Annotated in this window: 26 protein-coding genes; 4 read left to right on the forward strand and 22 right to left on the reverse strand. The window is 62.1% G+C overall.

The features are described 5' to 3' along the window. Positions 1 to 36 precede the first annotated feature (36 nt). Positions 37 to 1,386, reverse strand: coding sequence for a glutamate/aspartate:proton symporter GltP (gene gltP, locus L6D89_RS27710; RefSeq protein ID WP_236201786.1), 1,350 nt, complete (start codon positions 1,384 to 1,386; stop codon positions 37 to 39). 673 nt (positions 1,387 to 2,059) lie between these two features. Between gltP and L6D89_RS27715 the strand changes: the two genes are divergently transcribed. Further along, the gene (locus L6D89_RS27715; protein WP_236172351.1) at positions 2,060 to 2,719 is read left to right on the forward strand and encodes a DUF3313 domain-containing protein; all 660 of its coding nucleotides are present in this window, start codon (positions 2,060 to 2,062) and stop codon (positions 2,717 to 2,719) included. Positions 2,720 to 2,908: 189 nt separating this feature from the next. Here L6D89_RS27715 and L6D89_RS27720 read toward each other — a convergent pair whose 3' ends face one another. The 5 genes from L6D89_RS27720 to L6D89_RS27740 form a co-directional block, all read right to left on the reverse strand. Beyond that, the gene (locus tag L6D89_RS27720) at positions 2,909 to 3,379 is read right to left on the reverse strand and encodes an inhibitor of vertebrate lysozyme family protein (RefSeq protein WP_236172350.1); all 471 of its coding nucleotides are present in this window, start codon (positions 3,377 to 3,379) and stop codon (positions 2,909 to 2,911) included. A gap of 39 nt (positions 3,380 to 3,418) precedes the next feature. Beyond that, positions 3,419 to 3,580, reverse strand: coding sequence for a DUF1328 domain-containing protein (locus tag L6D89_RS27725; RefSeq protein ID WP_081519001.1), 162 nt, complete (start codon positions 3,578 to 3,580; stop codon positions 3,419 to 3,421). A gap of 160 nt (positions 3,581 to 3,740) precedes the next feature. Continuing rightward, positions 3,741 to 4,058 carry a hypothetical protein gene (locus L6D89_RS27730; protein ID WP_236172349.1) on the reverse strand — a complete coding sequence of 106 codons (318 nt, stop codon included), beginning with the start codon at positions 4,056 to 4,058 and terminating at the stop codon, positions 3,741 to 3,743. Between the two features lie 278 nt (positions 4,059 to 4,336). Further along, entirely contained in the window at positions 4,337 to 4,771 is a 435-nt protein-coding gene (locus L6D89_RS27735) for a ferritin-like domain-containing protein (protein ID WP_236172348.1), read from the reverse strand. Positions 4,772 to 4,804: 33 nt separating this feature from the next. Further along, complete coding sequence (locus L6D89_RS27740) at positions 4,805 to 5,659, reverse strand: BON domain-containing protein (protein ID WP_236201787.1); 855 nt, start codon at positions 5,657 to 5,659, stop codon at positions 4,805 to 4,807. Positions 5,660 to 5,889: 230 nt separating this feature from the next. On the opposite strand from L6D89_RS27740, the gene algB reads away from it, so the two are divergent. Then, the gene (gene algB / locus L6D89_RS27745; protein ID WP_236172346.1) at positions 5,890 to 7,236 is read left to right on the forward strand and encodes a sigma-54-dependent response regulator transcription factor AlgB; all 1,347 of its coding nucleotides are present in this window, start codon (positions 5,890 to 5,892) and stop codon (positions 7,234 to 7,236) included. A gap of 2 nt (positions 7,237 to 7,238) precedes the next feature. Then, positions 7,239 to 9,026 carry a KinB sensor domain-containing domain gene (locus L6D89_RS27750; protein ID WP_236201841.1) on the forward strand — a complete coding sequence of 596 codons (1,788 nt, stop codon included), beginning with the start codon at positions 7,239 to 7,241 and terminating at the stop codon, positions 9,024 to 9,026. On the opposite strand, the gene L6D89_RS27755 is transcribed toward L6D89_RS27750, so the two are convergent. The 16 genes from L6D89_RS27755 to mnmG form a co-directional block, all read right to left on the reverse strand. After that, positions 9,023 to 9,805, reverse strand: a complete 783-nt coding sequence (locus tag L6D89_RS27755; protein ID WP_236201788.1) for an N-acetylmuramoyl-L-alanine amidase — start codon at positions 9,803 to 9,805, stop codon at positions 9,023 to 9,025. The two genes, L6D89_RS27750 and L6D89_RS27755, sit on opposite strands and share 4 nt — an antisense overlap. A 22-nt stretch (positions 9,806 to 9,827) precedes the next feature. Next, positions 9,828 to 10,415, reverse strand: coding sequence for a MarC family protein (locus L6D89_RS27760; protein ID WP_017518835.1), 588 nt, complete (start codon positions 10,413 to 10,415; stop codon positions 9,828 to 9,830). A gap of 119 nt (positions 10,416 to 10,534) precedes the next feature. Further along, a complete protein-coding gene (glmU, locus tag L6D89_RS27765; RefSeq protein WP_236172342.1) occupies positions 10,535 to 11,902 on the reverse strand; it encodes a bifunctional UDP-N-acetylglucosamine diphosphorylase/glucosamine-1-phosphate N-acetyltransferase GlmU in 1,368 nt (455 codons plus the stop codon). Between the two features lie 111 nt (positions 11,903 to 12,013). Further along, positions 12,014 to 12,439 carry a F0F1 ATP synthase subunit epsilon gene (locus L6D89_RS27770; protein ID WP_017518837.1) on the reverse strand — a complete coding sequence of 142 codons (426 nt, stop codon included), beginning with the start codon at positions 12,437 to 12,439 and terminating at the stop codon, positions 12,014 to 12,016. Between the two features lie 40 nt (positions 12,440 to 12,479). Further along, positions 12,480 to 13,856 (reverse strand): F0F1 ATP synthase subunit beta, encoded by a 1,377-nt coding sequence (atpD, locus tag L6D89_RS27775; protein WP_045213787.1) that lies wholly within the window; start codon positions 13,854 to 13,856, stop codon positions 12,480 to 12,482. 30 nt (positions 13,857 to 13,886) lie between these two features. Further along, positions 13,887 to 14,747: a F0F1 ATP synthase subunit gamma gene (atpG, locus tag L6D89_RS27780; protein WP_017518839.1), complete on the reverse strand. Its 861-nt coding sequence runs from the start codon at positions 14,745 to 14,747 to the stop codon at positions 13,887 to 13,889. A gap of 52 nt (positions 14,748 to 14,799) precedes the next feature. Continuing rightward, positions 14,800 to 16,344, reverse strand: a complete 1,545-nt coding sequence (gene atpA, locus L6D89_RS27785) for a F0F1 ATP synthase subunit alpha (RefSeq protein WP_045213785.1) — start codon at positions 16,342 to 16,344, stop codon at positions 14,800 to 14,802. 18 nt (positions 16,345 to 16,362) lie between these two features. After that, positions 16,363 to 16,899 (reverse strand): F0F1 ATP synthase subunit delta, encoded by a 537-nt coding sequence (locus L6D89_RS27790; protein WP_024765001.1) that lies wholly within the window; start codon positions 16,897 to 16,899, stop codon positions 16,363 to 16,365. Positions 16,900 to 16,911: 12 nt separating this feature from the next. Further along, the gene (locus tag L6D89_RS27795) at positions 16,912 to 17,382 is read right to left on the reverse strand and encodes a F0F1 ATP synthase subunit B (RefSeq protein WP_017518842.1); all 471 of its coding nucleotides are present in this window, start codon (positions 17,380 to 17,382) and stop codon (positions 16,912 to 16,914) included. Positions 17,383 to 17,434: 52 nt separating this feature from the next. Next, on the reverse strand, positions 17,435 to 17,692 hold the full coding sequence (atpE, locus tag L6D89_RS27800) for a F0F1 ATP synthase subunit C (RefSeq protein WP_043256731.1): 258 nt from the start codon (positions 17,690 to 17,692) through the stop codon (positions 17,435 to 17,437). Positions 17,693 to 17,802: 110 nt separating this feature from the next. Next, complete coding sequence (gene atpB, locus L6D89_RS27805; protein ID WP_017518843.1) at positions 17,803 to 18,672, reverse strand: F0F1 ATP synthase subunit A; 870 nt, start codon at positions 18,670 to 18,672, stop codon at positions 17,803 to 17,805. A 16-nt stretch (positions 18,673 to 18,688) separates the two neighbouring features. Further along, positions 18,689 to 19,096 carry a F0F1 ATP synthase subunit I gene (locus tag L6D89_RS27810; protein WP_236172341.1) on the reverse strand — a complete coding sequence of 136 codons (408 nt, stop codon included), beginning with the start codon at positions 19,094 to 19,096 and terminating at the stop codon, positions 18,689 to 18,691. A gap of 152 nt (positions 19,097 to 19,248) precedes the next feature. After that, positions 19,249 to 20,121, reverse strand: coding sequence for a ParB/RepB/Spo0J family partition protein (locus L6D89_RS27815; protein ID WP_236172340.1), 873 nt, complete (start codon positions 20,119 to 20,121; stop codon positions 19,249 to 19,251). 17 nt (positions 20,122 to 20,138) lie between these two features. Next, positions 20,139 to 20,927 (reverse strand): ParA family protein, encoded by a 789-nt coding sequence (locus L6D89_RS27820; RefSeq protein ID WP_236172339.1) that lies wholly within the window; start codon positions 20,925 to 20,927, stop codon positions 20,139 to 20,141. 18 nt (positions 20,928 to 20,945) lie between these two features. Next, a complete protein-coding gene (rsmG, locus tag L6D89_RS27825) occupies positions 20,946 to 21,596 on the reverse strand; it encodes a 16S rRNA (guanine(527)-N(7))-methyltransferase RsmG (RefSeq protein WP_236172338.1) in 651 nt (216 codons plus the stop codon). Continuing rightward, positions 21,596 to 23,488, reverse strand: coding sequence for a tRNA uridine-5-carboxymethylaminomethyl(34) synthesis enzyme MnmG (gene mnmG / locus L6D89_RS27830; protein ID WP_236201789.1), 1,893 nt, complete (start codon positions 23,486 to 23,488; stop codon positions 21,596 to 21,598). Before mnmG ends, rsmG begins: the two co-directional genes overlap by 1 nt. A gap of 962 nt (positions 23,489 to 24,450) precedes the next feature. Between mnmG and L6D89_RS27835 the strand changes: the two genes are divergently transcribed. After that, positions 24,451 to 25,617: an STY4528 family pathogenicity island replication protein gene (locus tag L6D89_RS27835; protein ID WP_019727086.1), complete on the forward strand. Its 1,167-nt coding sequence runs from the start codon at positions 24,451 to 24,453 to the stop codon at positions 25,615 to 25,617. Positions 25,618 to 26,077 lie beyond the last annotated feature (460 nt).

Raw genomic sequence — 26,077 nt, forward strand, 5'->3', positions numbered from 1 at the left:
GGACTGTGCCGGGGCCTTGTTGATAACCCGTGCGGGTCAGTGACTGGTGGTGCTTTGCTTGCCGTCCGCGCTCTCGCCTTCAAGGAAGGCTTCAACGCGACCGTTCTGCATCGCCTGCCAGTAGCGCGCGCCCTTCTCGGCGTCGTACACGCCTTCCCACTTGGAGATCACCAGCACGGCCAGGGCGTTGCCGATCACGTTCAGCGCGGTGCGCGCCATGTCCATGATGCGATCGACGCCGGCGATGAAGGCCAGGCCTTCCAGCGGAATGCCCACACTGCCCAGGGTCGCCAGCAGCACCACGAAGGAAACGCCCGGTACCCCGGCGATGCCCTTGGAGGTGACCATCAGGGTCAGCACCAGCATCAATTGCTGGCCGATGGACAGGTCGATGCCATAGAGCTGGGCGATGAAGATAGCCGCAATGCTCTGGTACAGGGTCGAGCCATCGAGGTTGAACGAGTAGCCGGTGGGCACCACGAAACTGCTCACCGCCTTGGGTGCGCCGTAGGCCTCCATCTTCTCGATGATGCGTGGCAGCACGGTCTCGGAGCTGGCAGTGGAGTACGCCAGGACCAGCTCGTCCTTGAAGATGCGCATCAGCTTGATGATGGAGAAACCGAACAGGCGCGCGGCCAGGCCCAGCACCATGAAGGCGAAGAAGGCGATGGCGAAGTACACCAGCACCACCAGCTTGGCCAGCGGCAGCAGCGAGGCGAAGCCGAAGTTGGCGACTGTCACCGCGATCAGCGCGAATACGCCGATGGGGGCGTAGCGCATGATCATGTGGGTGACGCGGAACATGGCCTCGGCCACGCCCTGGAACATCTTCACCAGCGGCTCGCGGGTCGGCGCCGGCAGCGAGGACAGGCCCAGGCCGAACATGACCGAGAAGAAGATGATCGGCAGCATTTCGCCACGGGCCATCGCCGCGAAGATGTTCGACGGGATCAGGTTGAGAATGGTCTCGATGAACGCGTGGTGGTGCTCGACTTCCTTGGCGGTCTGCGCGTACTGGGAGATATCCACAGTGCCCAGGGTGCTCATGTCGATGCCGGCGCCGGGCTGGAAGATGTTCGCCAGCAGCAGGCCGACCACGATGGCGACGGTGGTGATGATTTCGAAGTAGATGATGGTCTTCAGGCCGATGCGGCCGAGTTTCTTCGCGTCACCCATGCCGGCGATGCCGACGATGAGCGAGGAAATCACGATCGGAACGACGATCATCTTGATCAGGCGGATGAAGATGTCACCCGCTGGCTGGAGGATGTTGCTGATCCACCAGGCCTTTTCCGCGCTGAAATGGTTGAGCGCGGCGCCCAGTGCAATTCCGAGTACCAGGCCGATGAGGATCTGCCAGGCGAGGCTGAGCTTGGCTTTGCCCATAGTGAGTCACCCTTGATTCTTGTGGAAGTCGGGGTCGCCGAACCGTCGGGATGCCGACGGCCAGCGAAAAAAGGGGCGCATGATTCCGACCCCCCCCTCCTCCGTCTAATGCCGGAAACGCCTACCCCATGCACAATCGGCATGGGAAAAGGCATCTGAAACCTTGGTTCCAGGTCGTAAGACCCTTGCTTTTCTGCATGACACAGGTTCCTCAACGCCTGTCACACAGCGCTCTGCAAAGCCGTCTAGGCTTGCTGCAATTCGGCCATCAATGGCCCGGATTGATCGGATCAGAACGCCACGCGCGCTCACGGGTGGGTTCTTGTTACCGGATGTACGGTCGCCGCTAGGGGGCCGTCATGGATGGCCGAGGGCGAGGGCGAGGAGAAGGGCCCTTCGACTGCGAGGCTGGCGGGAAAGCAGACACTGTGGATAAGTGGCGGATTCCGCTCTTCATTATTGAGGCGCCGGAGGGCCGGAAACCGGCCGACAGGAATCGGCGAGGCATTGTAGGACGAATCCGCCTGAGTCCGAATTGACCGATATCAGTGAAGTTCGACCGGCTTCGAGCAAGCCTGCGGCTACCCTGCCGTCGCCGCGACAGCCGGGTAAGCAACGGGTTGTTCAATGTGGTGAAAGCACAACGCGGTGACACTCTGAATAAGGACGCTCTATGACGCGACGCTACGTAGTACCCACTCTGCTTTTCGCTGGCGCCCTGGCACTGGCCGGCTGTTCCAGCCAGAAACCGGACGCCTCGCAGTACTCGGGCTTCCTCGGCGATTACTCGCAACTCCAACCGGCCACCTCCCCCAGCGGCCAGCCCGTGCTGCGCTGGGTCGACCCGAACCTGAAGCTGCAGAACTACAGCTCGGTGCTGGTCGAGCGGCCGGTCTACTACCCGCCACCCAAGCCGAACGAGAACATCGATCAGCGAACCCTCAACGAAATTCCCGACTACCTCAAGAAGCAGGTCGAGCTGCAACTGGGCAGCCGCTACCGCATCGTCCAGCAGGCTGATCGCGACACCCTGGTGCTGCGCACTGCAATCAGCGGCGTGGATGTCTCCAACGAGGGCCTGCATGCATACGAGGTCATCCCCATCGCACTGGTGGTAGCCGCGACGTCGACCGCCATCGGTACCCGTGATCAGGACACCGAGGTATTCGTGGAGTTCGAGGCATTGGATGGCGCGACCAGCAAGCCGGTCGCCAAGGTCGTGCGCAAGGGAGCAGGCAAGACGCTGGAAAACTCCAGCACCCACCTGACCCTCGACGACCTGAAGCCGGTGCTCGATGGCTGGGCGCGCGACGCGGCCAACTTCAAGCCCTGACCTGTGATGGCGCTCCGGAACCGGTGCGAGCACGTCGCCCCGGTTCCGCACGCCTTGCCTGACCCAGCCCGCTGGCGCGGAGGTACTCCCTGTACCCCCAGGTCGCTCAGGACATGACGCATCCCGAACATCCCGGCCCCCTGGTCATGCGTCCACCGCAATGGCGACGCAGAATTCGAAATCAGTGGATCAGTACCAGTTGGGATCGCTCTTGAGCTGGTCATCGAGGATCCGCTTCACCGAATCGTCCGGCTCGCCCAACCAGCGGAAGCTGGCGTGCTTGCTCGGCGACTTGTCCGTCGGAAGGTTCTCGGGAACCTTCACGTACAGCGCATAGGCCTTGTCCTTGTCCCAGGTGAAGGCTACGTACAGCCGGTGGGCAGCGCAGTTGTGCGCCTCGCACAACTCGCCCACCAGGTATTTGTCGCCCTGCTCGTCCACCGCCTGCATCGGCGTCGCAGTGCCGCTGAGGTTCATCACCCAGTCGGGCAGGCGACTTTCGTCCTTGACCACCGATTGCCAGGTATCGCGATACTGCGGATCACTGGCTACCAGCTCGTTCAGGCGGTATTGCGCGTCCTTGTCTGCCTCGGCGGCCAGGGCCTGGGCCCCGACGCCGAGCAGAACGGTCGACAGCAGCAGATTGCGGGTAAAGCTCATCGCTACGCTCCTTGTTCAACTTCCATCGATCCGGAGGAACTACCCCCGGCGACGGCCCATGACGAAGGACACGATGAACAGCACCAGGAAGATCACGAACAGGATCTTGGCGATACTGGTCGCGGCGCCGGCGATACCACCGAAGCCCAGGACCGCGGCGATGATGGCGATGATCAGGAATGTCAGTGCCCAGCTAAGCATGGGGTCTCTCCTCTTCTCGTTGTCGGTTCGGCACCGTTTGGGTGCCAGCTCCGGAGTGGTCGCAAGGCAGTCTCCGGAAAGAGTGTCCGCCCGGGCGCTTCCGGGCACTGCGGACCTGTCGGGCAAGCCAGCGGCCTGCCGGCAATTGGGTTAACCGCGCTCAGAACACCCAGCCACCCTGGGGGCGGGCCATCGGCTGGACCTGAGCCTGAGTCTGCGCCTGCGGGGCTTGCAGCACCTGGGGCTGGTTACGCGCGGGTGCAGCCTGTGGATAACGCGACGCTTCGCGGTACAGGCCGGGAGTGCTGGAGGCGGTCGGTACATAGGCCACTGGGGTACTGGCGGCCTGAACCCGGGAAACCTGCATCTGCAGCTGCACCTGGTTGACCAGCAACAGCAGGAGGGCACCGGCAAGGAAGATCCGGCTCCACACATCGATACGCGCGACTTGCACTTGGCTGTTGGTTCCGCTGTTCATCCCGTTTCTCCTGCCCGTCGCCGACCTGTCTGTCGAACCTTCAAACCATTTCCTGAGGTCTTTCCGGTTCTTGTCGTCGCGAGTGGTTTGTTGACTGTCTTGCAGTAGGAATTGCACGCCGCATGCCAGTCTGATGAATCCTATTTTTTACTTATAAATCAAATACTTATGTTGTTAATGAAAATGCCTTTCTGCTGCATCCTGCACGATGGGCCGGGATAGGTCGTGCGTTTTGCAACCCCGGCTTCAGGCACGTCCCTGTGCCTGTGTGAACCACGTCACTTCAGCGAATGTTTGAGTTGGCTCATCTGGTCGTGGCATGCCCGTACCTTGGGCAGTTCGGCGCGCAGCAGCGCCTGGGTTTCCGGCGTGCCTTTCTCCAGGGCGTCCTCGAAGGCATGGAGGATGCGGTCTTCGGCTTCCTCGAGCTGGGCGACATAGGTCGCGCCTTCATCGCTGGCCAGGGTCGCCCGGGTGTCGGCGTAGACCTGGCGCAACTTGCCCAGCAAGGTGCCGCCGGTGGCGGGGTCCTCGTGATTGGCGGCAACCTTGCCGGCCAGTGCATTGATGACGTCCGTCTTGGCTTGTGCCATGGACTGGAACAGCCGTTGCAGCCGCGCATCCTTCACTTCCTGGATCGCGTGCTGGTAGAAACGCTGGCCGTCACGGGTGATCTCGATGAGTTCATTGAGCTGACTGGTCGTGCGAGTCATGACAGGTACTCCTGCTTGGGAAGGGTGGAAGAGTCAGGCGGCCTGGCCGGCCACCTTCAACGCAGTGGCGTCCACCTCACGCACACCGCGGGTCTTGCTGGCGGAATCGATCAATTGCTGGCGCTCGTCGGCATTGGGCACCTGGCCACTCAAGGTCACCACGCCGTCGCGAGTGGAGACACCGATGGACAACCCCTGTAGCGCATGGGCGGCCAGGATGCCGGCCTTGATCTGGCTGGTAATCCAGGCGTCGCTCACGGCGGCCTGGGCGTCACCGACGGACTTTTCGAGTTTCTCGGTGGAGGCGGCGTCGGGGTCGACCTTCAAGCGGTTATCCACAGCCGAGACGCCTTCGGTCTGGGCGGCCAGGTGAGCGGCTTGCTGGCTGGCCTCCTCGCTGACTGCGGTGCCTTCGAGGGTGACCGCGCCGGACTTGCTGGTGACCTTGATATCCAGGCCTTCGCCGCGCTTTTCCAGCAGCAGCTTGGATTTCACCCTGGCCGCCAGCGTGGCGTCGTCCCACTTCTGCACCACGCCTGAGTCCTTCGCGGTATCGGACTTCTGTGCATCAGCCAGGGACGCATCGACGCCGAGCTGGTTATCCACAGCAGTGATGCCTTCGACGCTGCCGGCGATCTGTCCGGCCAGCGCCTTCTGTTCTTCACTGGCCACGGCGCCGGTCAGGTGCGCGCGGCCGCTCTCTACATCCACCTTGATCGCATAGGGCTTGAGTTCGCGGTTGAGGTTGATGGCCGTCCAGATCGAGCCTTCCTGGCGCGCTTCGGCCAGTTGTGCGCTCAGCCCGGTTTCGGCGGCATGGCTGGCCAGTGGCTGCACGGCGAGCAGCGCGGAACTCAGGGCCAGGGCAAGGATCTTCGGACTAGGCATATCGGTCTCCAACATACGATGGTGCAGAATTGGATTCGCAACTGCCGTGCCAGTGCCTTTTTGTGGATAAAATTCTTGTAATTCAATGTGTTGGATAGCCTTTTCAGCGTCCCTGACTGTGCACCCTGCCCGAAGCCTCAGAAAGATTCTTGCAACTTGCACGAAAAACCCTGGACTAAGAAAAATCACACCCCGTACAACAACGAATCACACAACAAGGAAATCGCTGAATGGACGCAACGCCTGAACAGCAAGGCCGGATCCTGCTGGTCGATGACGAATCCGCCATCCTCCGCTCGTTCCGCTACTGCCTTGAAGACGAGGGCTACAGCGTGGCCACCGCCAGCAGCGCGCAACAGGCCGAGAACCTGCTGCAGCGCCAGGTATTCGACCTGTGCTTCCTCGACCTGCGCCTGGGCGACGACAATGGCCTGGATGTGCTCGCGCAAATGCGCGTGCAGGCGCCCTGGATGCGCGTGGTGATAGTCACTGCGCACTCGGCCGTGGACACCGCCGTCGATGCCATGCAGGCCGGCGCCGCCGATTACCTGGTGAAGCCCTGCAGCCCCGACCAACTGCGCCTGGCTGCCGCCAAGCAGTTGGAAGTGCGCCAGCTCACCGCGCGCATCGAGGCGCTGGAAGGCGAGATGCGCAAGCAGGGCGATGTACTCGAGTCTCACAGCCCGGCCATGGCCGCCGTACTGGAAACGGCGCGTCAGGTCGCCGCGACCGACGCCAACATCCTCATTCTCGGCGAATCCGGCTCCGGCAAGGGTGAGTTGGCGCGGGCCATCCACGGCTGGAGCAAGCGGGCGAAAAAATCCTGCGTGACCATCAACTGCCCGTCCCTTTCGGCCGAGCTGATGGAAAGCGAACTGTTCGGCCACAGCCGCGGCGCCTTCACCGGCGCTACCGAGAACACCCTCGGGCGCATCAGCCAGGCGGATGGTGGCACGCTGTTTCTCGACGAAATCGGCGATTTTCCACTCATTTTGCAGCCGAAACTCCTGCGTTTCATCCAGGACAAGGAATACGAGCGCATCGGCGACCCGGTCACCCGCAATGCCGACGTGCGTATCCTTGCCGCCACCAACCGTGATCTTGCCGGCATGGTTGCCCAGGGCACCTTCCGTGAGGACCTGCTCTACCGCCTGAATGTCATCGTGCTCAATCTGCCGCCCCTGCGTGAACGCGCCGAAGACATCCTCGGCCTAGCCGAACGCTTCCTTGCGCGCTTCGTGAAGGACTACGGCCGCCCCGCACGGGGCTTCACCGATGAGGCCCGCGCGCTGCTGCGCCGCTACAACTGGCCGGGTAACGTGCGGGAACTGCGCAACGTAATTGAACGCGCAAGCATCATCTGCAATCTTGATCTGATTGGCGTCGAACAACTGTCAATCGGCGAGCAGTCGAGCAACTCGGCGCCACGCATCGGCGAGGCCATGAGCCTGGAACAACTGGAGAAAGCCCACATCGCGGCCGTCATGGCCTCCAGCGCGACTCTCGACCAGGCCGCCAAGACCCTGGGTATCGACGCTTCCACCCTCTATCGCAAGCGCAAGCAGTACAGCCTGTGAACCTGCCGATCCCGATGACGCTGCGCACGAGGCTGTTCCTGAGCATCTCGGCGCTCATCACGGTAGCGCTGCTGGGTCTGCTGCTCGGGCTGTTCAGCGTGGTGCTGACCGGCCGTGAGCAAGCCCAGCTCATTCAGCGCAACTTCGACGCCATCGAGGTCAGCCAGCGCCTGCGCCAGGCATTGGGCGACGAACTGGTACAGGTACTCAGCGCACGGCCAAACCCGGAAAACCTGGAACGCGCGCGCGCGCACTTCTCCCAAGCGCTCGAGCAGGGGCGCGCGCTGGCGCAAACCAGTGGCGAACGCCAAGCCATGACGCAGATAGCCGACGCCCACCGTCGGTTTGTCGAGGCGACCGAAACTCCCGGCCCGGGACGCGCGGAACTGCTGGAAGACAGCGACCTCAGCCGTACCCTCGACGTGCTGCGCAACCACCTGCTGGCGCTGCATCAGGGAGCGATGGAAAACATCAGCGCCGACGAGCGCTCGGCCCGTGACCGCACCTTGCTGATCAGCAGCCTGCTCGGGCTTATCGGCATCGCCATCCTGGTGGTCGGCTTCATCACCGCCCACAGCATCGCCCGCCGCTTCGGCGCGCCTATCGAGACGCTGGCGAAGGCCGCGGACAAGATCGGCCAGGGCGAGTTCGACGTCACCCTGCCAGTTTCCGGCGTGTCCGAGATGTCCTCCCTGAGCCGCCGATTCGGCCTGATGGCGGAAGCCCTGCGCCTTTACCGCGCGAGCAATACCGAAGCGCTGGGTTCGGGCCGCAAGCGCCTGCTGGCGGTGCTCGACAGCATCGACGACGGCCTGGTGATCCTCGACCGCCACGGCCGTATCGAGCACGCCAACCCGGTCGCCACCCGCCAACTGTTTTCCCACGGCGATCCCCAGGGCCAGGAGCTGGGCACGATGCTGAACAATCCGCAGCTGACCCAGGCCGTCCAGCGTGTCCTTAGCGGCAACCTCCTGGAAGAAACGCCGCAGGATCTGGTGGTGGAAGTGAGCGGCGAAAGCCGGCTGCTGACCTGGAGCATGTCACCGGTCAGCCATGACGACGGGCGCAATATCGGTGCGGTGATGGTGGTCCGTGACGTCACTGAGCAGCGCGCGTTCGAGCGTGTACGCAATGATTTCGTGCTGCGCGCCTCCCACGAGCTGCGCACGCCCATGACCGGTATGCACATGGCCTTCGGCCTGCTCGCCGAGCGCCTGAAGTTCCCTGAGGAGTCCCGCGAGCGCGACCTGGTGCGCACCGTCGACGAGGAAATGCACCGCCTGGTGCGGCTGATCAACGATCTGCTGAACTTCTCCCGCTACCAGAGTGGCACCCAAAAGCTGGAGCTGCAGTTGTGCGATGTTGGCAACCTGCTGCGCCAGGCCCATCAGCGCTTCACCGGGCCGGCGGAGGAGAAGCGCATCAAGCTCGACCTGGAGATCGCCGAAGGCCTGCCACCGATCAATATCGACCGCACGCAGATCGAGCGCGTGCTGGATAACCTGATCGGCAACGCCCTGCGCCATACGCCCGAGGGCGGCACCATCCGCCTGCAGGCGCGCTGCCAGGAAGAGCGCGTGGCAATTGCCGTGGAAGACAGCGGCGATGGCATCCCGCTCAGTCAGCAGGGACGCATCTTCGAACCCTTCGTGCAGGTGGGCCGCAAGAAAGGTGGTGTCGGCCTCGGCCTGGCGCTATGCCGGGAAATCGTGCAACTGCACGGCGGGCGAATCGCCCTGCGCTCGCAACAGGGCAAGGGCTCGCGCTTCTACCTGCTGCTGCCGGTCTAGGAAGTCGGCACCGCCAGCAGCAGCGCGGCGGTTTCCAGGTCAGGCTCGCCATCGAAGCGCTCCGGGCGGAAGCGCATCTGGAACGCCGCGATCACGTTACGAGTTTCCTCGTCCATCAGCCCATTGAGCGGCACCGCGTAACCGTGCCGCGCCAGTTGCTGCTGGAACCAGCCCGGCGCCGGTAGCTGACCGTTCAGCTCGGCCAGGCGATGCGCCAGCTCACCCGGTTTCGGCCAGGGGATCAGGCCGGCTTCGGCGAGCTTCTTCCAGGGGAACAGCGGGCCCGGGTCGACCTTGCGCTGCGGAGCGATGTCGCTGTGGCCAAGGATGTGTTCCGGGGTGATGCCCTGGCGCTTGGTAATGTCCCGCAGCAGGGCGATCAGCGCGTCGATCTGCGCATCCGGATAGGGATACCAGATCTTCCCGCTCGGCGTATCACGGTAGCCGGGGTTCACCAACTCGATGCCAATGGAGGTGGAATTGAGCCAGGTGCGCCCCTGCCACTCGCTGGCGCCGGCGTGCCAGGCGCGGCGGTTCTCGTCCACCAGCTGGTAGATGGTCGCCGGGTTGTCGCCGATCAGGTAGTGCGCACTCACTTCGCCATGGGTCAGCAACGCCAGCGAGCGCGGCAGGTCAGCCGACGTGTAGTGGACGATGACATACTGGATTCGGCTGTCCTGGTTCTTCGACACATGCTCGCGGTCGATCTGCAGGTCCTTGTCGGCACAGCCGGCGAGCAGTGTGGTGAGGAGAGCGAAAGACAGGAAACGCAGAGTCATGGCGGTTCTCAGGAGAAGAGCATCAGGCTGCGATGTGCAGGAAGCTGCGCACGTTCTGCAGGAGCATGTTGACGCTGAGCATGATCAGCAGCATGCCGGCCAGACGTTCCACGGCCATCAGCCCGCGCGGGCCGAGGAAGCGCTGGAGGAACGCTGCCTGCATCAGGATGAAGGCAGTCGCGGCCCAGGCCAGGATTACCGCCAGGTAGAGCTCCCACAACGGTCCAGTGTAGGTGCTGCGCAGGGTGATCAGCATCGCCAGGGCGGAAGGCCCCGCCACCGCCGGCGTAGCCAGCGGCACGAACAGCGGTTCATTGTCCGGCATGTCGCCCAGCACGCCCTGGGGCGTGGGGAAGATCAGGCGCATGGCGACCACGAAGAGGATGATGCCGCCGGCGATGCCGGTAGCTTCCTTCGAAAGCCCGAGCCCGGTGAGGATGTGCTCGCCCAGGGTCAGGAACAGCAGCAGCAGACCTAGGGCAAACAGCAGTTCGCGCAGTGCCACCTTCAGACGGCGTTCGGCGGGGACCGACTTGAGGGCGGCAAGGAAGACCGCGATGTTGCCGAACGGGTCGGTGATCAGAAAGATCAGGATGGCGACGCCAAGCATGGCCGGGAAAACTCCAGGGATAACCAGCTACTGCGCCGAAGGCGAAGCAGGCTGTGGATAATCGAATGACGCCATCGCCCTGTGGATAACGACTTACCCACAGGACGATGCGTTGTGAATCAGGATTTCTTGATCTTTTCCGGGCGCTTCCAGCCTTCGATCACCCGCTGCTTGGCGCGGCCGACGCCCAGGGTGCCGGCCGGAACGTCGGCGGTGATGGTGGAACCTGCGCCAGTCGTGGCCCCGGTACCGATATCCACAGGCGCCACCAGCGAATTGTTGGAGCCGATGAAAACGTCCTCGCCGATGCTGGTACGCCACTTGTTGGCGCCATCGTAGTTGCAGGTGATGGTGCCGGCGCCGATGTTGGAGCGCGCACCGACCTCGCTGTCGCCCAGGTAGGTCAGGTGGCCTACCTTCACGCCGTCCTGCAGGTGGGCATTCTTCAGCTCGACAAAGTTACCCACATGTACCTTGCGCTCCAGCACACTGCCAGGGCGCAGGCGGGCGAACGGGCCGACATCGCTGTCCGGGCCGACATGGGCGCCTTCCAGGTGCGAGTTGGCCTTGATGATGGCGCCGCGGCGCAGGGTGCTGTCCTTGATGTAGCAGTTCGGGCCGATCTGCACGTCGTCCTCGATTTCCACCTGGCCTTCGAGAATCACGTTGATGTCGATGCTGACGTCGCGGCCGACGCTGACTTCGCCACGCACGTCGAAACGCGCCGGGTCGATCAGGGTCACGCCCTGGGCCATCAGGCGGCGCGCCACGCGCTGCTGGAAGAAGCGCTCCAGCTCCGAAAGCTGCAGGCGGTCGTTGGCGCCCTGGGTCTCCATGGCCACCTGCGGTTGGGCGGTGGCCACGCGCAGGCCGTCACCTACCGCCATGGCGATGACGTCGGTGAGGTAGTACTCACCCTGGGCGTTGGAGTTGGACAGGCGCGCCAGCCAGCCCAGCAGTTGCTGGCGCGGGGCGGCGAGAATACCGGTGTTGCCTTCGCGGATGGCGCGCTGCTCGGGGGTGGCGTCCTTCTGCTCGACGATCGCCCGGACCTCGCCATCGGCACCACGGATGATGCGGCCGTAGCCCGTCGGGTCGTCCAGCTCGACCGTCAGCAGCGCCAGCTGCTGCGGCGTGGCCTGGGCCATCAGGCGCTCCAGGGTCGGCTGCTCGATCAGCGGCACGTCGCCGTAGAGGATCAGCACGTTGTCTGCACTGAGGAACGGGGCTGCCTGTGCCACAGCGTGGCCGGTGCCCAGCTGCTGTTCCTGGATCACGAAATTCAGGTCATCCGCCTGCAGGCGTTCACGCACCAGGTCGGCACCATGGCCAATCACCACATGGATGCGCGACGGGCCGAGGCCGCGGGCGGTGTCGATCACGTGGGCGAGCATCGGTTTGCCAGCGACCGGATGCAGGACTTTCGGCAGGGCCGAGCGCATGCGGGTGCCCTGGCCGGCGGCGAGAATGACGATTTCGAGAGACATGAGTGGGAGACCGTCCTGGTGAGCGGGATTACCCGCGTGTGGAAAAAGAAAAAGGGTAGCCAAGGCTACCCTTTTCCTATTTGACGCTGAAGTCCCGAAGGACTTCGCGGCTTAGCCGCCGTACTTCTTGCGAACCTGCTGGACCGTGCGCAGTTGCGCTGCGGCTTCGGCCAGGCGGGCTGCGGCGGAGCTGTAGTCGAACTCTGCACCTTTACCTTGCAGAGCCTTCTCAGCTTCCTTCAGTGCGGTCTGGGCAGCCGCTTCGTCGAGGTCGCCTGCACGAATCACGGTGTCGGCGAGAACCTTGACCATGTTCGGCTGTACTTCGAGGAAGCCGCCGGAGATGTAGTACACCTCCTGCTCGCCACCCTGCTTCACCAGGCGGATCGGACCCGGCTTGAGCTCGGTGATCAGCGGCGCGTGGCCCGGAGCGATACCCAGATCGCCCAGCGAGCCGTGCGCTACGACCAGCTCTACCAGACCGGAGAAGATCTCCGCTTCGGCGCTGACGATGTCGCAGTGGACAGTAATAGCCATACCCTTGCCTCACGTAAGCGCCCGTTGCCGGGCGCACGGATTACAGCTTCTTCGCTTTCTCGATGGCTTCTTCGATGCCGCCGACCATGTAGAACGCCTGCTCGGGCAGGTGATCGTAGTCGCCGTTGAGGATGCCTTTGAAGCCAGCGATGGTGTCCTTCAGGGAGACGTATTTGCCCGGCGAGCCGGTGAATACTTCAGCCACGAAGAACGGCTGGGACAGGAAGCGCTGGATCTTACGAGCACGGGCCACCAGCAGCTTGTCGGACTCGGACAGTTCGTCCATGCCGAGGATCGCGATGATGTCCTTCAGCTCCTTGTAGCGCTGCAGAACGTACTGCACGCCACGAGCGGTGTCGTAGTGATCCTGGCCGATGACCAGCGGGTCCAGCTGACGGGAAGTCGAGTCCAGCGGATCGACAGCCGGGTAGATACCCAGCGAGGCGATGTCACGGGACAGTACGACGGTGGCGTCCAAGTGGGCGAAGGTGGTCGCCGGGCTCGGGTCGGTCAGGTCATCCGCGGGAACGTAGACGGCCTGGATCGAGGTGATCGAGCCTTTCTTGGTGGAGGTGATGCGCTCCTGCAGAACGCCCATCTCTTCGGCCAGGGTCGGCTGGTAACCTACTGCGGAAGGCATACGGCCCAGCAGTGCGGATACTTCGGTACCGGCGAGGGTGTAACGGTAGATGTTGTCGATGAACAGCAGTACGTCACGGCCTTCGTCACGGAACTTCTCGGCCATGGTCAGGCCGGTCAGTGCAACGCGCAGACGGTTGCCCGGCGGCTCGTTCATCTGGCCGTAAACCAGGGCTACCTTGTCCAGTACGCCGGAATCCTTCATCTCGTGGTAGAAGTCGTTACCCTCACGAGTACGCTCACCCACACCAGCGAACACAGAGTAACCGCTGTGCTCCATGGCGATGTTACGGATCAGTTCCATCATGTTTACGGTCTTGCCGACACCGGCGCCACCGAACAGACCGACTTTACCGCCCTTGGCGAACGGGCAGACCAGGTCGATAACCTTGATGCCGGTTTCCAGCAGGTCGTTGCCGCCAGCCTGGTCAGCGTAGGACGGAGCGTCGCGGTGAATACCCCAGCGCTCTTCTTCGCCAATCGGACCCGCTTCGTCGATCGGGTTGCCCAGCACGTCCATGATACGGCCCAGGGTCTTGGTGCCGACCGGGACGGAGATGGCTGCGCCGGTGCTTTCCACGTTCAGGCCACGCTTGAGGCCTTCGGTGGAACCCATCGCAATGGAACGAACCACGCCGTCGCCCAGCTGCTGCTGAACTTCCAGAGTGGTTTCGACGCCCTGAACTTTCAGGGCCTCGTAGATGCTCGGCACGGCATCGCGCGGGAATTCCACGTCGATCACGGCGCCGATGATTTGAACGATACGTCCGCTACTCATGTCTGGTTCCTCTGAATTTTGAACCTGTTCTTACACCGCGGCAGCGCCGCCGACGATTTCCGAGATTTCCTGGGTGATCGCCGCCTGACGTGCCTTGTTGTAGATCAGTTGCAGACCACTGATCAGATCACCGGCGTTGTCGGTAGCGTTCTTCATTGCAATCATCCGGGCCGCCTGCTCACAGGCGTTGTTCTCAACCACGGCCTGGTACACCTGGGATTCCACGTAGCGCACCAGCAGGCCGTCGAGGAGGGCCTTGGCGTCGGGTTCGTAGAGGTAGTCCCAGTGGTGCTTCAGCTCGGCATTGTCCTCGGCCACCAGCGGAATCAATTGTTCCACGGTCGGCTTCTGGGTCATGGTGTTGACGAACTTGTTGGAAACCACGTACAGGCGATCGATACGACCTTCCAGGTAGGCATCCAGCATGACCTTGACGCTGCCGATCAGATCATTGATCGACGGCTCTTCGCCCAGGTGGCTGATAGCTGCAACCACGTTGCCGCCATAGCTCTTGAAGAAGGATGCACCCTTGGAGCCGATCACGCAGAGGTCGATCTCCGCGCCACGATCGCGCTGCCCGCTCATGTCCTTGACGAGCGCCTTGAACAGGTTGATGTTCAGGCCGCCAGCCAGGCCACGGTCGGAGCTCACCACGATGTAGCCGACGCGCTTTACTTCACGCTCGACCATGAACGGGTGACGGTATTCCGGGTTGGCGTTGGCCAGATGGCCGATCACCTGGCGAATGCGCTCCGCGTAGGGACGGCCGGCCGCCATGCGCATTTGTGCCTTGCGCATCTTGCTCACCGCCACCTTTTCCATGGCATTGGTGATTTTTTGCGTGCTTTTGATGCTCGCAATCTTGCTGCGAATCTCTTTTGCGCCTGCCATTTCACACCTATCGGTTTAGCAGGCGGGGGTCGCTAGCGACCCCCGCTGCGGCTTACCAGGTTTGGGTGGCCTTGAACTTCTCGATGCCGGCCTTGATGCCTGCGTCGATTTCGTCGTTGAAGTCACCCTTCTCGTTGATCTTCGCCAGCAGAGCGGCGTTCTCACGTTGGAAGTAGGCGATCAGCGCTTGTTCGAAGGCGCCCACCTTGGCGATCTCGACGTCCTGCAGGAAGCCACGCTCGGCGGCATACAGGGACAGCGACATCTCGGCGATGGACATCGGCGCGTATTGCTTCTGCTTCATCAGCTCGGTAACGCGCTGACCATGTTCCAGCTGCTTGCGGGTCGCGTCGTCCAGGTCCGAGGCGAACTGGGCGAAGGCCGCCAGTTCACGGTACTGGGCCAGCGCGGTACGGATACCGCCGGACAGCTTCTTGATGATCTTGGTCTGGGCCGCGCCACCAACACGGGATACCGAGATACCGGCGTTGACGGCCGGACGGATACCCGAGTTGAACATGGCGGATTCCAGGAAGATCTGACCGTCGGTGATGGAGATCACGTTGGTCGGAACGAACGCAGAAACGTCGCCAGCCTGGGTTTCGATGATCGGCAGGGCGGTCAGGGAACCAGTCTTGCCTTTCACTTCGCCGTTGGTGAACTTCTCAACATACTCTTCGGAAACGCGGGAAGCGCGCTCCAGCAGACGGCTGTGGAGATAGAACACGTCGCCCGGGTAAGCTTCGCGGCCCGGCGGACGGCGCAGCAGCAGGGAGATCTGGCGGTAGGCCACGGCCTGCTTGGACAGGTCGTCGTACACGATCAGGGCATCTTCACCGCGGTCGCGGAAGAATTCGCCCATGGTGCAACCGGAGTACGGAGCCAGGTATTGCAGAGCAGCGGATTCGGAAGCACTGGCAACCACCACGATGGTGTTGGCCAGGGCGCCGTTTTCTTCCAGCTTGCGAACGACGTTGGCGATGGTCGATTGCTTCTGACCGATGGCAACGTAGACGCAGCGGATGCCGCTGTTCTTCTGGTTGATGATGGCGTCGATGGCCAGAGCGGTTTTACCGATCTGACGGTCACCGATGATCAGCTCGCGCTGGCCACGGCCAACCGGGATCATGGCGTCGACCGACTTGTAACCGGTCTGAACCGGCTGGTCTACCGACTTACGCCAGATCACGCCCGGTGCCACTTTCTCGACAGCGTCGGTCAGTTTGGCATCGATCGGGCCTTTGCCATCGATCGGGTTACCCAGGGCGTCGACAACGCGGCCCAGCAGTTCCGGACCAACCGGGACTTCCAGGATGCGGCCGGTGCACTTGGCATTCATGCCTTCTTTGAGGTCCTGGTATTCACCCAGTACCACAGCACCAACGGAGTCTTGCTCCAGGTTCAGCGCCATACCGTAGACGCCGCCCGGGAATTCGATCATCTCGCCGTACATGACGTCGGCCAGACCGAAGATGCGCACGATGCCATCGGAAACACTGACGATGGTGCCTTCGTTGCGCGCTTGCGAGGCGACGTCGAGTTTCTCGATGCGCCCCTTGATGATTTCACTAATTTCGGAAGGATTGAGTTGCTGCATGCCGCTGCCCCTTCAAACTCAAGATTTCAACGCTTCGGCCAGTTTCGCGATTTTGCCGCGCACCGAGCCATCGATTACCAAGTCACCGGCGCGAATAACCACGCCGCCGATCAGGCTCGCGTCTTCCGACGCATGAAGTCGCACTTCGCGACTGAGCCGGGCGCTGAGAGCCTTGGCGAGTTTGTCCTGCTGTTGCTGGTCCAGGGCGAAGGCACTGGTGACCTCGACCTCGACCAATTTTTCCTGCTCGGCCTTGAGTTGCTCGAACATCACGAAGATGGTCGGCAGCAGGTCGAGCCGCTTGTTTTCAGCCACAGTCCGGACGAAGTTCTGGGCCGGAGCATTGAGCTTGTCGCCACACACGTCGATCAGCGCGTCAGCCTTGGCGGCTGCGGTCAGCTGAGGCTCTTTGAGCAGCTGGCGCACGGTGTCGTCCTGCGACACTGCAGCCAGCACACCCAGAGCAGCAGACCAGTCGGCCAATTGCTGATGAGCCTGGGCGTACTCGAAAGCCGCCTTCGCGTAAGGACGAGCCAATGTGGTCAGTTCTGCCATATCGCCCTCTGCTTAGATCTCGGCGGCCAGTTGATCAACCAGCTGCTTTTGCGCGTTGGCATCGATCGAAGCACCCAGGATCTTCTCGGCGCCGGAGACAGCCAGGGCACCCACTTGGGCACGCAGGGCGTCTTTGACGCTGTTGAGCTCCTGTTCGATCTGGGCTTTGGCCTGGGCGATCATGCGATCACCTTCGGCACGGGCCTGATCACGGGCTTCGTCAACGATCTGGTTAGCGCTCTTCTTCGCCTGCTCGATGATTTCGGCTGCCTGAGCCTTGGCTTCGCGCAGTTGCTGACCCGCTTTCTCGTGAGCCAGTTCCAGGTCACGAGCCGCGCGGTTGGCAGCGTCCAGGCCGTCGGCGATCTTCTTCTGACGCTCGTGCAGAGCCGCGATGACCGGAGGCCATACGAACTTCATGCAGAACAGGACGAAGATGGCGAACGCGATGGCCTGGCCGATCAGAGTTGCATTAATGTTCACGCCAATACCTCGCTCGTTCGTTGTTCAGTCACAGATTTCCGCTGTTCGGAAATTAGTGGGCAACCTGAGCAATGAACGGGTTAGCGAAGGTGAAGAACAGAGCGATACCAACGCCGATCATGGTCACGGCGTCGAGCAGGCCGGCGACGATGAACATTTTGACCTGCAGCATCGGAACCATTTCCGGCTGGCGAGCAGCGCCTTCCAGGAACTTGCCGCCCAGCAGGCCGAAGCCGATGGCGGTACCCAGAGCGCCCAGACCGATCAGCAGTGCAACGGCGATAGCAGTGAGTCCAACTACAGTTTCCATTTTTCCTCCCGACTTTTTTGTCGTGTTGGTTAAAGGTTGAAGCAAGTTAAGGTGGTGAAGCTCTTCTTACGCCCACTCCCGCAGGGGAGAGGGCGCATAGAATCTTTGGATCAGTGGCTGTCTTCGTGGGCCATCGACAGGTAGACGATGGTCAGCATCATGAAGATGAAGGCCTGCAGGGTGATGATCAGGATGTGGAACACTGCCCACGCCCAGTTCAGCACGACGCCCATGCCGCCCAGCCAGAGGATGCCGGAACCGAACATCACGGCGATCAGGATGAAGATCAGCTCGCCGGCGTACATGTTGCCGAACAGACGCAGTGCCAGGGATACCGGCTTGGCGATCAGGGTCACGAACTCCAGCAGGAAGTTCACGGGGATCAGGATGATCTGAACCACCATGTTGCTGCTGTGGAACGGGTGCAGGGTCAGTTCGCCGAGGAAGCCGCCGATGCCCTTGACCTTGATGCTGTAGAAGATGATCAGCGCGAACACTGCGATCGACATGCCGAAGGTGGCATTCGGGTCGGTAGTGGCCACGGCGCGGAAGAACAGGTGCTCGTTGCCGGTGACCGCCTGGGCCGCGAGCGGCAGGAAGTCCACGGGCACCAGGTCGATCAGGTTCATCAGGAAGATCCAGACGAACACGGTCAGCGCCAGCGGTGCGATGAGCGGGTTACGGCCGTGGAAGGTGTCCTTCACGCTGCCGTCGACGAACTCCACGAGAACTTCGACGAAGTTCTGCAGGCCGCCAGGTTGACCGCTGGTGGCCTTCTTGGCTGCCATGCGGAAGATAAGGATGAACACCAGGCCGAGGAATACGGACCAGCCCAGGGTATCAACGTGGAATGCCCAGAAGCCCATTTCCTTGGCTTGTTCGGCGGTGTGGGCGAACCCCCAGGAACCATCCGGCAGACGACCCAAGGTCAGGTTCTGCAAGTGGTGCTGGATGTAACCCGAAGCGCTTTCTGCTGCCATGTTTGCCTCAATCGCTCTAAGGTCTTGTAAATGTGTTTCGCATCAGCAGGGGTGCAAACCAGCTGACCGCGAGGGTCAGCAGGTAGAGGCCGAACAGCGCCAGCGGCGCCAGGGGCTTCACACCTGCGAACGTCAGCGCGAAGAGCACTGCCGTCAGTATCAGTTTTCCCGCCTCACCGGCATAAAAGGACCGGACTATCAGCTGGGCAGAACGCGCGCCACTGTAGCGGAACGCCTTGCGAGCAAAGTACAGATTCGGCAACCACGCAATCAGACCACCGAGCAATCCGGAATAGCCTGCGACCGATCCCTGGGCAAACCACAGGGTTGCTGCACCGATAAGCAGCACCACCAGCTGGACGAGCAACAGGCGAAAAGCCGGTTGGCGATGGAAGGGCAAACGAGTGGGCTTGCGGGGTTCCATCTTTAGCTCACAGTCCTCTGGTGTCGGCTTCACAAATCAACAACTTGGCATACTTTGTGCCGACAAAATTGCGCGCAGAGTATAGGGGGCGCCGCATACCCGTTCAACCGTCAGGTAGTGATTTCCGACGACCCCCTACATAGCCTTTCGTATCAGCGTATGTGGGCGAGCACACCCTGCAGCTCGTCGAGGGAGTTGTAGCGGATCACCAACTGGCCCTTGCCCTTCTGGCCATGGCGAATCTGCACCGGAGCGCCCAGGCGCTCGGCCAGGCGCTGTTCGAGGCGGCTGATGTCGGGATCGCTCTTGACCGCTTTGACAGGTTCCTCGGGAGCGTTGAGCCACTGGCGTACCAGTGCTTCCGTCTGACGCACAGTGAAGCCGCGTGCGACAACATGTCGCGCACCTTCAACCTGACGATTCTCGGGCAGTCCGAGCAGGGCGCGGGCATGACCCATTTCCAGATCGCCGTGGGATAGCAGCGTCTTGATCTCTTCCGGCAAGGCAATCAGGCGCAGCAGGTTGGCCACCGTCACGCGGGATTTGCCCACGGCATCGGCAACCTGTTGCTGAGTCAGCTGGAACTCCTGCTGCAGGCGCTGCAGCGCAGCAGCTTCCTCGATCGGATTGAGGTCTTCGCGCTGGATATTCTCGATCAGCGCCATGGCGATGGCAGCTTCGTCCGGCACTTCACGGACCATCGCCGGGATCTTGTCCAGGCCCGCCTGCTGGGTGGCGCGCCAGCGGCGCTCGCCGGCAATGATTTCGTAGCGGCCATTGCCGATCGGGCGCACCACGATGGGTTGCATCACGCCCTGGGCCTTGATCGACTGGGCGAGTTCCTCGAGGGCCTGCGGGTCCATGTCACGGCGAGGCTGGTACTTGCCGCGCTGGATCAGGTCCAGCGGCAGGTGTTGCAGCTCCCTGCTGTCCACCTGAACGGCTTCTTCCTGCAGCGTAGCGGCGCTGGAGCCACTGAGCAGGGCGTCCAGCCCGCGTCCGAGACCTCGTTTCTTGGCGGCCATGCGGGTTCCTTAATCTCTTAGGCGGGGGCGGTGGTGCGGGCGGCGCGCTGACGGCGCACCAGCTCGCCGGCCAGCGCCAGGTAGGCGAGGGCACCGCGGGATTGCTTGTCGTAGACCAGCGCCGGCATGCCGAAGCTGGGCGCCTCGGCCAATCGCACGTTGCGCGGAATCACGGTGGTGTAGAGCTTGTCGCCGAAGTGTTCCTGCAGTTGTGCGCTGACGTCGTTGGTCAGGCTGATGCGCGGGTCGTACATGGTGCGCAGCAGGCCTTCGATCTTCAGCGCCGGATTCAACCGCTCGGCGATGCGCTGGATGCTGTTCATCAGGTCGGTCAGCCCTTCCAGCGCGTAGTACTCGCACTGCATGGGGATGATCACGCCGTCCGCAGCGGACAGGGCGTTGACCGTCAGCATCGACAGCGACGGCGGACAGTCGATGAGGATGAAGTCGTAGTTCTCGCGGATCGGCGCCAGCGCATGGCGCAGGCGATGTTCCTTCACGTCCATTTCCAGCAGTACCACTTCCGCAGCCGTGAGGTCGCGGTTGGCGGGCAGCAGCTGGTAGCCGCCGTGCTCGGAGAACTGCATGGCCTGGGCCAGGTCGCATTCGCCGGTGAGCACATCGTAGATCGAGTGATCCAGCGCCAACTTATCCACACCGCTGCCGGTGGTGGCGTTGCCCTGTGGATCGAGGTCGATCAGCAGCACGCGTCGCTTGGTAGCGACCAGCGATGCTGCAAGGTTGATACAGGTCGTGGTCTTGCCGACGCCGCCCTTCTGGTTGGCGATCGCGAATACCTTAGCCATGGTTTTCCCCACTCCCCGTCATGCAGTGCGGCGCAGTATCAGCAGATGGCGCTGGCCTTGGCAACCCGGCACCGCCAGAGCGCGTTCGGCTTCGACCTGGAAATCTTCCGGGAGTGCCGCGAGCTCGTCGCTGGGGTGTACGCCTTTCATGGCCAGCCAGTTGGTCTGGGTGTCGCCCAGGTGACGTGTCCAGTTTGTGAAGTCTTCCAGGCTGCTGAACGCCCGGGAAACAATGCCGTTGAACGGCAGCTCGGGTTGGAAGGCTTCCACCCGACTGTGGATAACCTGCAGGTTGTCGAGCTTGAGCTCCAGCTTCACCTGGGTGAGGAAGCGGGTTTTCTTGCCGTTGCTGTCGAGCAGGGTCAGCGATTTGCCGGGGAACAGGATAGCCAGCGGAATGCCGGGCATGCCGCCGCCACTGCCGACGTCCAGCCAGCGCTCACCGCCGGCGGCGTCGAACTGCGGGACGATGCTCAGGCTGTCGAGCAGGTGGCGCGAGACCATTTCATCCACATCGCGGACGGCGGTGAGGTTGTAGGCCTTGTTCCACTTCGCCAGCAGGGCCAGGTAATCCAGCAAGCGTTGTTGGGTGGCAGCGTCGATATCCAGGCCGAGCGTCTGGATGCCGCGCGCGAGTTCTTCAGCGTGGCGGGCAGTGACCATGGACATCAGGCGCTCTGCTCCAGCTGACGGCCGGAGGAACGTTTCTTCAGATGGATCAGTAACAGCGAGATTGCTGCCGGCGTCACGCCTGGAATACGCCCGGCCTGACCGAGGGTTTCCGGTCGCGCGTTGCCCAGTTTGAGCTGGATCTCCTTGGACAGCCCGGAAATCGACTGGTAATCGATATCCACAGGCAGGCGGGTATCTTCGCTGGCCCGTAGGCGAGCGATCTCTTCCTGTTGGCGATCGATGTAGCCGGCGTACTTGGTGCGGATCTCCACCTGTTCGGCGACCTGCGGGTCTTCCGCGCCGGCGCCAGTCACCTCCGCCAGGCTGACGTAGTCGATTTCCGGACGTGCCAGCAGGTTCAGCAGGTTGTATTCGTGAGTCAGCGGAGTCCCGAAGCGCTCGGCGATGGCATCGCCCTGCGGAGTGTTCGGGCGAACCCAGGTGCTCTTCAGTCGCTGCTCTTCACGTTCGATGCCTTCGCGCTTGGCTTCAAACACCGCCCAGCGTTCGTCGTCTATCAGGCCCAGTTCGCGGCCTTTCTCGGTCAGGCGCAGGTCCGCGTTGTCCTCGCGCAGTATCAGCCGGTACTCGGCGCGCGACGTGAACATGCGGTACGGCTCCTGGGTACCCAGGGTAATCAGGTCGTCGACCAGTACGCCGATGTAGGCCTCGTCACGGCGGGGGCACCAGCTTTCGCGGCCCTGTGAACGCAACGCGGCGTTGGTTCCGGCGAGCAGGCCCTGGGCGCCGGCCTCTTCGTAGCCGGTGGTGCCGTTGATCTGGCCGGCAAAGAACAGACCGCCAATGACCTTGGTCTCCAGGCTGTACTTCAGGTCGCGCGGATCAAAGTAGTCGTACTCGATGGCGTAACCCGGGCGAATGATGTGCGCGTTTTCCATGCCGCGGATCGAGCGGACGATGTCCAGCTGCACATCGAAGGGCAGCGATGTGGAAATGCCGTTCGGGTACAGCTCATGGGTGGTGAGGCCTTCCGGCTCGAGGAACACCTGATGGCTGTCCTTGTCGGCGAAGCGATGGATCTTGTCTTCGATAGACGGGCAATAGCGCGGGCCGACACCTTCGATCACGCCGGAATACATGGGCGAGCGATCGAGGTTGGAGGCAATGATCTCGTGGGTCCGCGAGTTGGTGTGGGTGATCCAGCAACTCACCTGGCGCGGATGCATTTCCTTCGAGCCGAGGAAGGACATTACCGGGATCGGCGTATCGCCGGGCTGCTTGGTCATCACACTGAAATCGACACTGCGACCGTCGATACGCGGCGGGGTGCCGGTCTTCAGACGGCCGACTCGCAGCGGCAGTTCACGCAGGCGTCGGGCCAGGGCAATCGAAGGCGGATCACCGGCACGGCCACCGGAATAGTTCTCCAGGCCGATGTGGATAAGTCCACCGAGGAAAGTACCGGCGGTGAGCACGACGTTGTCCGCGTGGAATTTCAGGCCCATCTGGGTCACTACGCCGCGCACCTGATCGTGTTCGACGATCAGGTCATCACAGGCCTGCTGGAATATCCACAGGTTCGGCTGGTTTTCCAGGATCTCGCGGACGGCAGCCTTGTACAGAACACGGTCTGCCTGGGCGCGGGTGGCACGGACTGCCGGGCCTTTGCGGCTGTTCAGCACACGGAACTGAATGCCGCCTTTATCGGTGGCCAGTGCCATGGCGCCGCCCAGCGCATCGATTTCCTTTACCAGATGGCTTTTGCCGATCCCACCGATGGCAGGGTTACAGCTCATCTGGCCAAGAGTTTCCACATTGTGGGTGAGCAGCAGCGTCTTCACGCCCATGCGTGCGGCCGCTAGAGCGGCCTCTGTGCCGGCATGGCCGCCGCCGATCACGATCACGTCAAAACGGGAAGGGAAATCCACCACGCACCTCGTGCCTGTTGATCAAGGAGAAAGAAGAGAGCCGGACAGTATAGGGCTTAAGGGCTTTCGATTGAAGGCGCTGAACAAAAAATAGCCAATGGGTACTGTTCGCCGTTATAGAAAATAAAAGAGAGGAACTTTTTTAAATCTTTTTAGAGCTTGTGTTTATGTATGGTGAAGCGGTTTTCTGTGGATAAGATGATGCAGGCCAGGAATCATAACTGTTTCAGCCGATAACAACCCTGTGTCGATGCTGTCAGGTTGCAGGGGATCTCCCGTGTTCAGCCTGTGGATGAGTTGCCATGTTATCAACAGGCTGATTTATCAACAGGATGGCGCAGGGGTTGTCTACTTAGCTGTACGGTACTTTTCCACAAGGTTCACGAACGCCTGTGGAATTCACCTTTTATTCCCTGAAAGCCACGTACCACTAGGCATAAGCTGAATTCGTGGCTGTGGATAGTTGTTCCAGAGGGAAAACGGAGGCGGCAGGACGCGCGGCGACGGAATGGCTCTGTCACCGGTAGGGAAAGGCTGGGTTGTGGATTACTTGCCGATGCAGAAGCGGCATTTATCCCGCATGTCGTTGATTTTCAAGGAATTCATGGCGGTTACGAAACGCGCTTGGACCTATTCTTGGACCCAAATACCAAGCGTGTCCCTTGGTGGCGGCGGATGGCTCTCCTTGTACGCTCCCCGCGCTCTCGTCGCCGGTGCAGCGCGCCAGTAAGCGGTCTGATCAAGGACGGCGAACATGGCCATCGGCGTTCAGCAACGTCCAATGACCGTAGCGAAGGCTCATTTTCCCACCTCCTGATCCGGAACACCAAGGATGTTGCGCTCTGCTTCAACTCGAAAAAACGGGAGGAGCGCAGTTCGGATTGATGGCTGCGGCAGCGGTGATGCCGGGGTGAGATGACGGCTCCTTTGGCCAGTTGGCCGATACCGATAGGAGCCTCACCATGTCACACCAAACCTCGGACATCATCACCCCGAAAGCCCTGTTGCTCGATGAGCGGCTGACACCACTGGAGCGCAACGCCTGGCTGACTTTCCGTGCGCTGGCCGGCAGCGACAGCACCGTGGTTCTCAGTTACGACGCGCTGCGCGGGTACCTGCCGAGCGCGCCGGGCAGCAAGCGGGCTGCCCTTGAAACCGTCTCCAGGGCCGTGCTGTGCCTGCGGCTGTCCACGTGGATTGCGCTGGTCGAGTACCGCCGCAACCCGATGACCGGCTTCTCGATGGCCAGCCGCTACGCGGTGCGGAATCAGCCCCTCGCGTTCGACGACGCCTGCATGGAGGACGAGGACTACCTGCCCTTGCTGGAACGGGCGCTCGGCCATGCCAGTGCGACGATTCGCCAACTGGCACAGTCCATTCTCGACGAGGCTATGCGCCATCCAGACAGGTTGGGAAAGCTGCCCGCAACAATGCAAGTGCGGATCAGGCGCTTGCAACACCGGGGCGATGACCATGATCCGGGCAGTCCTGGTGGTCCTACTTCGCCTGATGCTCGCGTGCCCGAAGCCAGCAGCGACATTCCGAAACCCGTACCGGCGTCTGCGACAGCAGTACGTACTGTAAAAGAAGTATTAAAAGAAGTACGTACGTACCGCTCACCAACCGAAGAGCAGGTATCCAGGTCAGATGTGCCAGCCCGCTTCCGGCAACTGCCGCAGGATCAGCAACGGGTTCTCACCGCGCGTCTCAGGGGCTTGCCTCCGGAGCAACGCCTGGCAGTGCTGGCCGAGTGGAACGTGCGCTGCGAATCAGGTAGCGTGCACAACGCCATCGCCTACCTCTACGGGTTGATCAAGAAGGCCGTGGAAGGCGTGTTCAAGCTCTGGGCGGCGCGCAAATCCACTCCACAGCAGACACCCATGCAGGCCATCAGCAACAGCCAGCATGGCTCGCCGCCGGCCCCTTCTCCAGCGTCCAGCAACCAAGCCGCAAAACCTGCGTCGCGCGAAGTGGCGCAACGGCATCTGGAGCAGATCCGGCGCATGCTGAAGACGCCATCGCTGCCCATCGGGCAGATCATCGGATGCATGGCTGACAGCGGAACGCTGCCAACAGGCCCAGGGAACACGCATGCTGCTGCAAGGCTCGATCCGCTGGGTGCGACGTAAGGCCGATAGGGCCGTCACTGCACGCCGCAGTGACGGCCCGGCAAACTGCAGCAGCAATGCGGGTTGGCGCAGCATCGCATTGATGGCTGCGCACATGACGATGCCCCGACACACTGGCCCAGCAACGACCTGCCGGTGGGTATGAACACCGGAACCCTGGCGCAGGTTCCTGCAAGCGCCGACCCGGTTCGCCGGACGGAACCAACCAGGCACACCCAGGCTCGCTCTGTGTGCCGCCCTACCCATGGGCAGAGCTTTTCTCATTCTCGGCGTGGTTCGTCCCGCCATCGTCGCAACACACATCCCCGTTCTAGGCGCTCATCGCTGGTCGCCCGACCTTGCGCAGCCAGCCGGCACCTTTTCCACACTGCACCACAGGAGGTACCCATCCCAGCACATCGTGTTGTCGTCTCTCGCAATTCCTCCGCTCGGCCTTCCCACAGGAAGCAAGGCGGACGTC

It is taken from the genome of Pseudomonas pseudonitroreducens (genome assembly GCF_021603645.1).
Taxonomy (GTDB): Bacteria; Pseudomonadota; Gammaproteobacteria; order Pseudomonadales; family Pseudomonadaceae; genus Pseudomonas; species Pseudomonas pseudonitroreducens.

Excerpts from the sequence above, each read along its gene's own strand:
- L6D89_RS27760 (WP_017518835.1), bottom strand. The coding sequence starts at position 10,415 with ATGCTTGGCGTCGCCATCCTGATCTTTCTGATCACCGACCCGTTCGGC.
- atpD (WP_045213787.1), bottom strand. The coding sequence starts at position 13,856 with ATGAGTAGCGGACGTATCGTTCAAATCATCGGCGCCGTGATCGACGTG.
- L6D89_RS27715 (WP_236172351.1), top strand. The coding sequence starts at position 2,060 with ATGACGCGACGCTACGTAGTACCCACTCTGCTTTTCGCTGGCGCCCTG.
- L6D89_RS27740 (WP_236201787.1), bottom strand. The coding sequence starts at position 5,659 with ATGCCTAGTCCGAAGATCCTTGCCCTGGCCCTGAGTTCCGCGCTGCTC.
- L6D89_RS27725 (WP_081519001.1), bottom strand. The coding sequence starts at position 3,580 with ATGCTTAGCTGGGCACTGACATTCCTGATCATCGCCATCATCGCCGCG.
- algB (WP_236172346.1), top strand. The coding sequence starts at position 5,890 with ATGGACGCAACGCCTGAACAGCAAGGCCGGATCCTGCTGGTCGATGAC.
- L6D89_RS27770 (WP_017518837.1), bottom strand. The coding sequence starts at position 12,439 with ATGGCTATTACTGTCCACTGCGACATCGTCAGCGCCGAAGCGGAGATC.
- L6D89_RS27820 (WP_236172339.1), bottom strand. The coding sequence starts at position 20,927 with ATGGCTAAGGTATTCGCGATCGCCAACCAGAAGGGCGGCGTCGGCAAG.
- L6D89_RS27735 (WP_236172348.1), bottom strand. The coding sequence starts at position 4,771 with ATGACTCGCACGACCAGTCAGCTCAATGAACTCATCGAGATCACCCGT.
- glmU (WP_236172342.1), bottom strand. The coding sequence starts at position 11,902 with ATGTCTCTCGAAATCGTCATTCTCGCCGCCGGCCAGGGCACCCGCATG.
- L6D89_RS27730 (WP_236172349.1), bottom strand. The coding sequence starts at position 4,058 with ATGAACAGCGGAACCAACAGCCAAGTGCAAGTCGCGCGTATCGATGTG.
- L6D89_RS27815 (WP_236172340.1), bottom strand. The coding sequence starts at position 20,121 with ATGGCCGCCAAGAAACGAGGTCTCGGACGCGGGCTGGACGCCCTGCTC.
- atpA (WP_045213785.1), bottom strand. The coding sequence starts at position 16,344 with ATGCAGCAACTCAATCCTTCCGAAATTAGTGAAATCATCAAGGGGCGC.
- L6D89_RS27810 (WP_236172341.1), bottom strand. The coding sequence starts at position 19,096 with ATGGAACCCCGCAAGCCCACTCGTTTGCCCTTCCATCGCCAACCGGCT.
- L6D89_RS27755 (WP_236201788.1), bottom strand. The coding sequence starts at position 9,805 with ATGACTCTGCGTTTCCTGTCTTTCGCTCTCCTCACCACACTGCTCGCC.
- gltP (WP_236201786.1), bottom strand. The coding sequence starts at position 1,386 with ATGGGCAAAGCCAAGCTCAGCCTCGCCTGGCAGATCCTCATCGGCCTG.
- atpE (WP_043256731.1), bottom strand. The coding sequence starts at position 17,692 with ATGGAAACTGTAGTTGGACTCACTGCTATCGCCGTTGCACTGCTGATC.
- atpG (WP_017518839.1), bottom strand. The coding sequence starts at position 14,747 with ATGGCAGGCGCAAAAGAGATTCGCAGCAAGATTGCGAGCATCAAAAGC.
- L6D89_RS27835 (WP_019727086.1), top strand. The coding sequence starts at position 24,451 with ATGTCACACCAAACCTCGGACATCATCACCCCGAAAGCCCTGTTGCTC.
- atpB (WP_017518843.1), bottom strand. The coding sequence starts at position 18,672 with ATGGCAGCAGAAAGCGCTTCGGGTTACATCCAGCACCACTTGCAGAAC.
- rsmG (WP_236172338.1), bottom strand. The coding sequence starts at position 21,596 with ATGTCCATGGTCACTGCCCGCCACGCTGAAGAACTCGCGCGCGGCATC.
- L6D89_RS27720 (WP_236172350.1), bottom strand. The coding sequence starts at position 3,379 with ATGAGCTTTACCCGCAATCTGCTGCTGTCGACCGTTCTGCTCGGCGTC.
- L6D89_RS27790 (WP_024765001.1), bottom strand. The coding sequence starts at position 16,899 with ATGGCAGAACTGACCACATTGGCTCGTCCTTACGCGAAGGCGGCTTTC.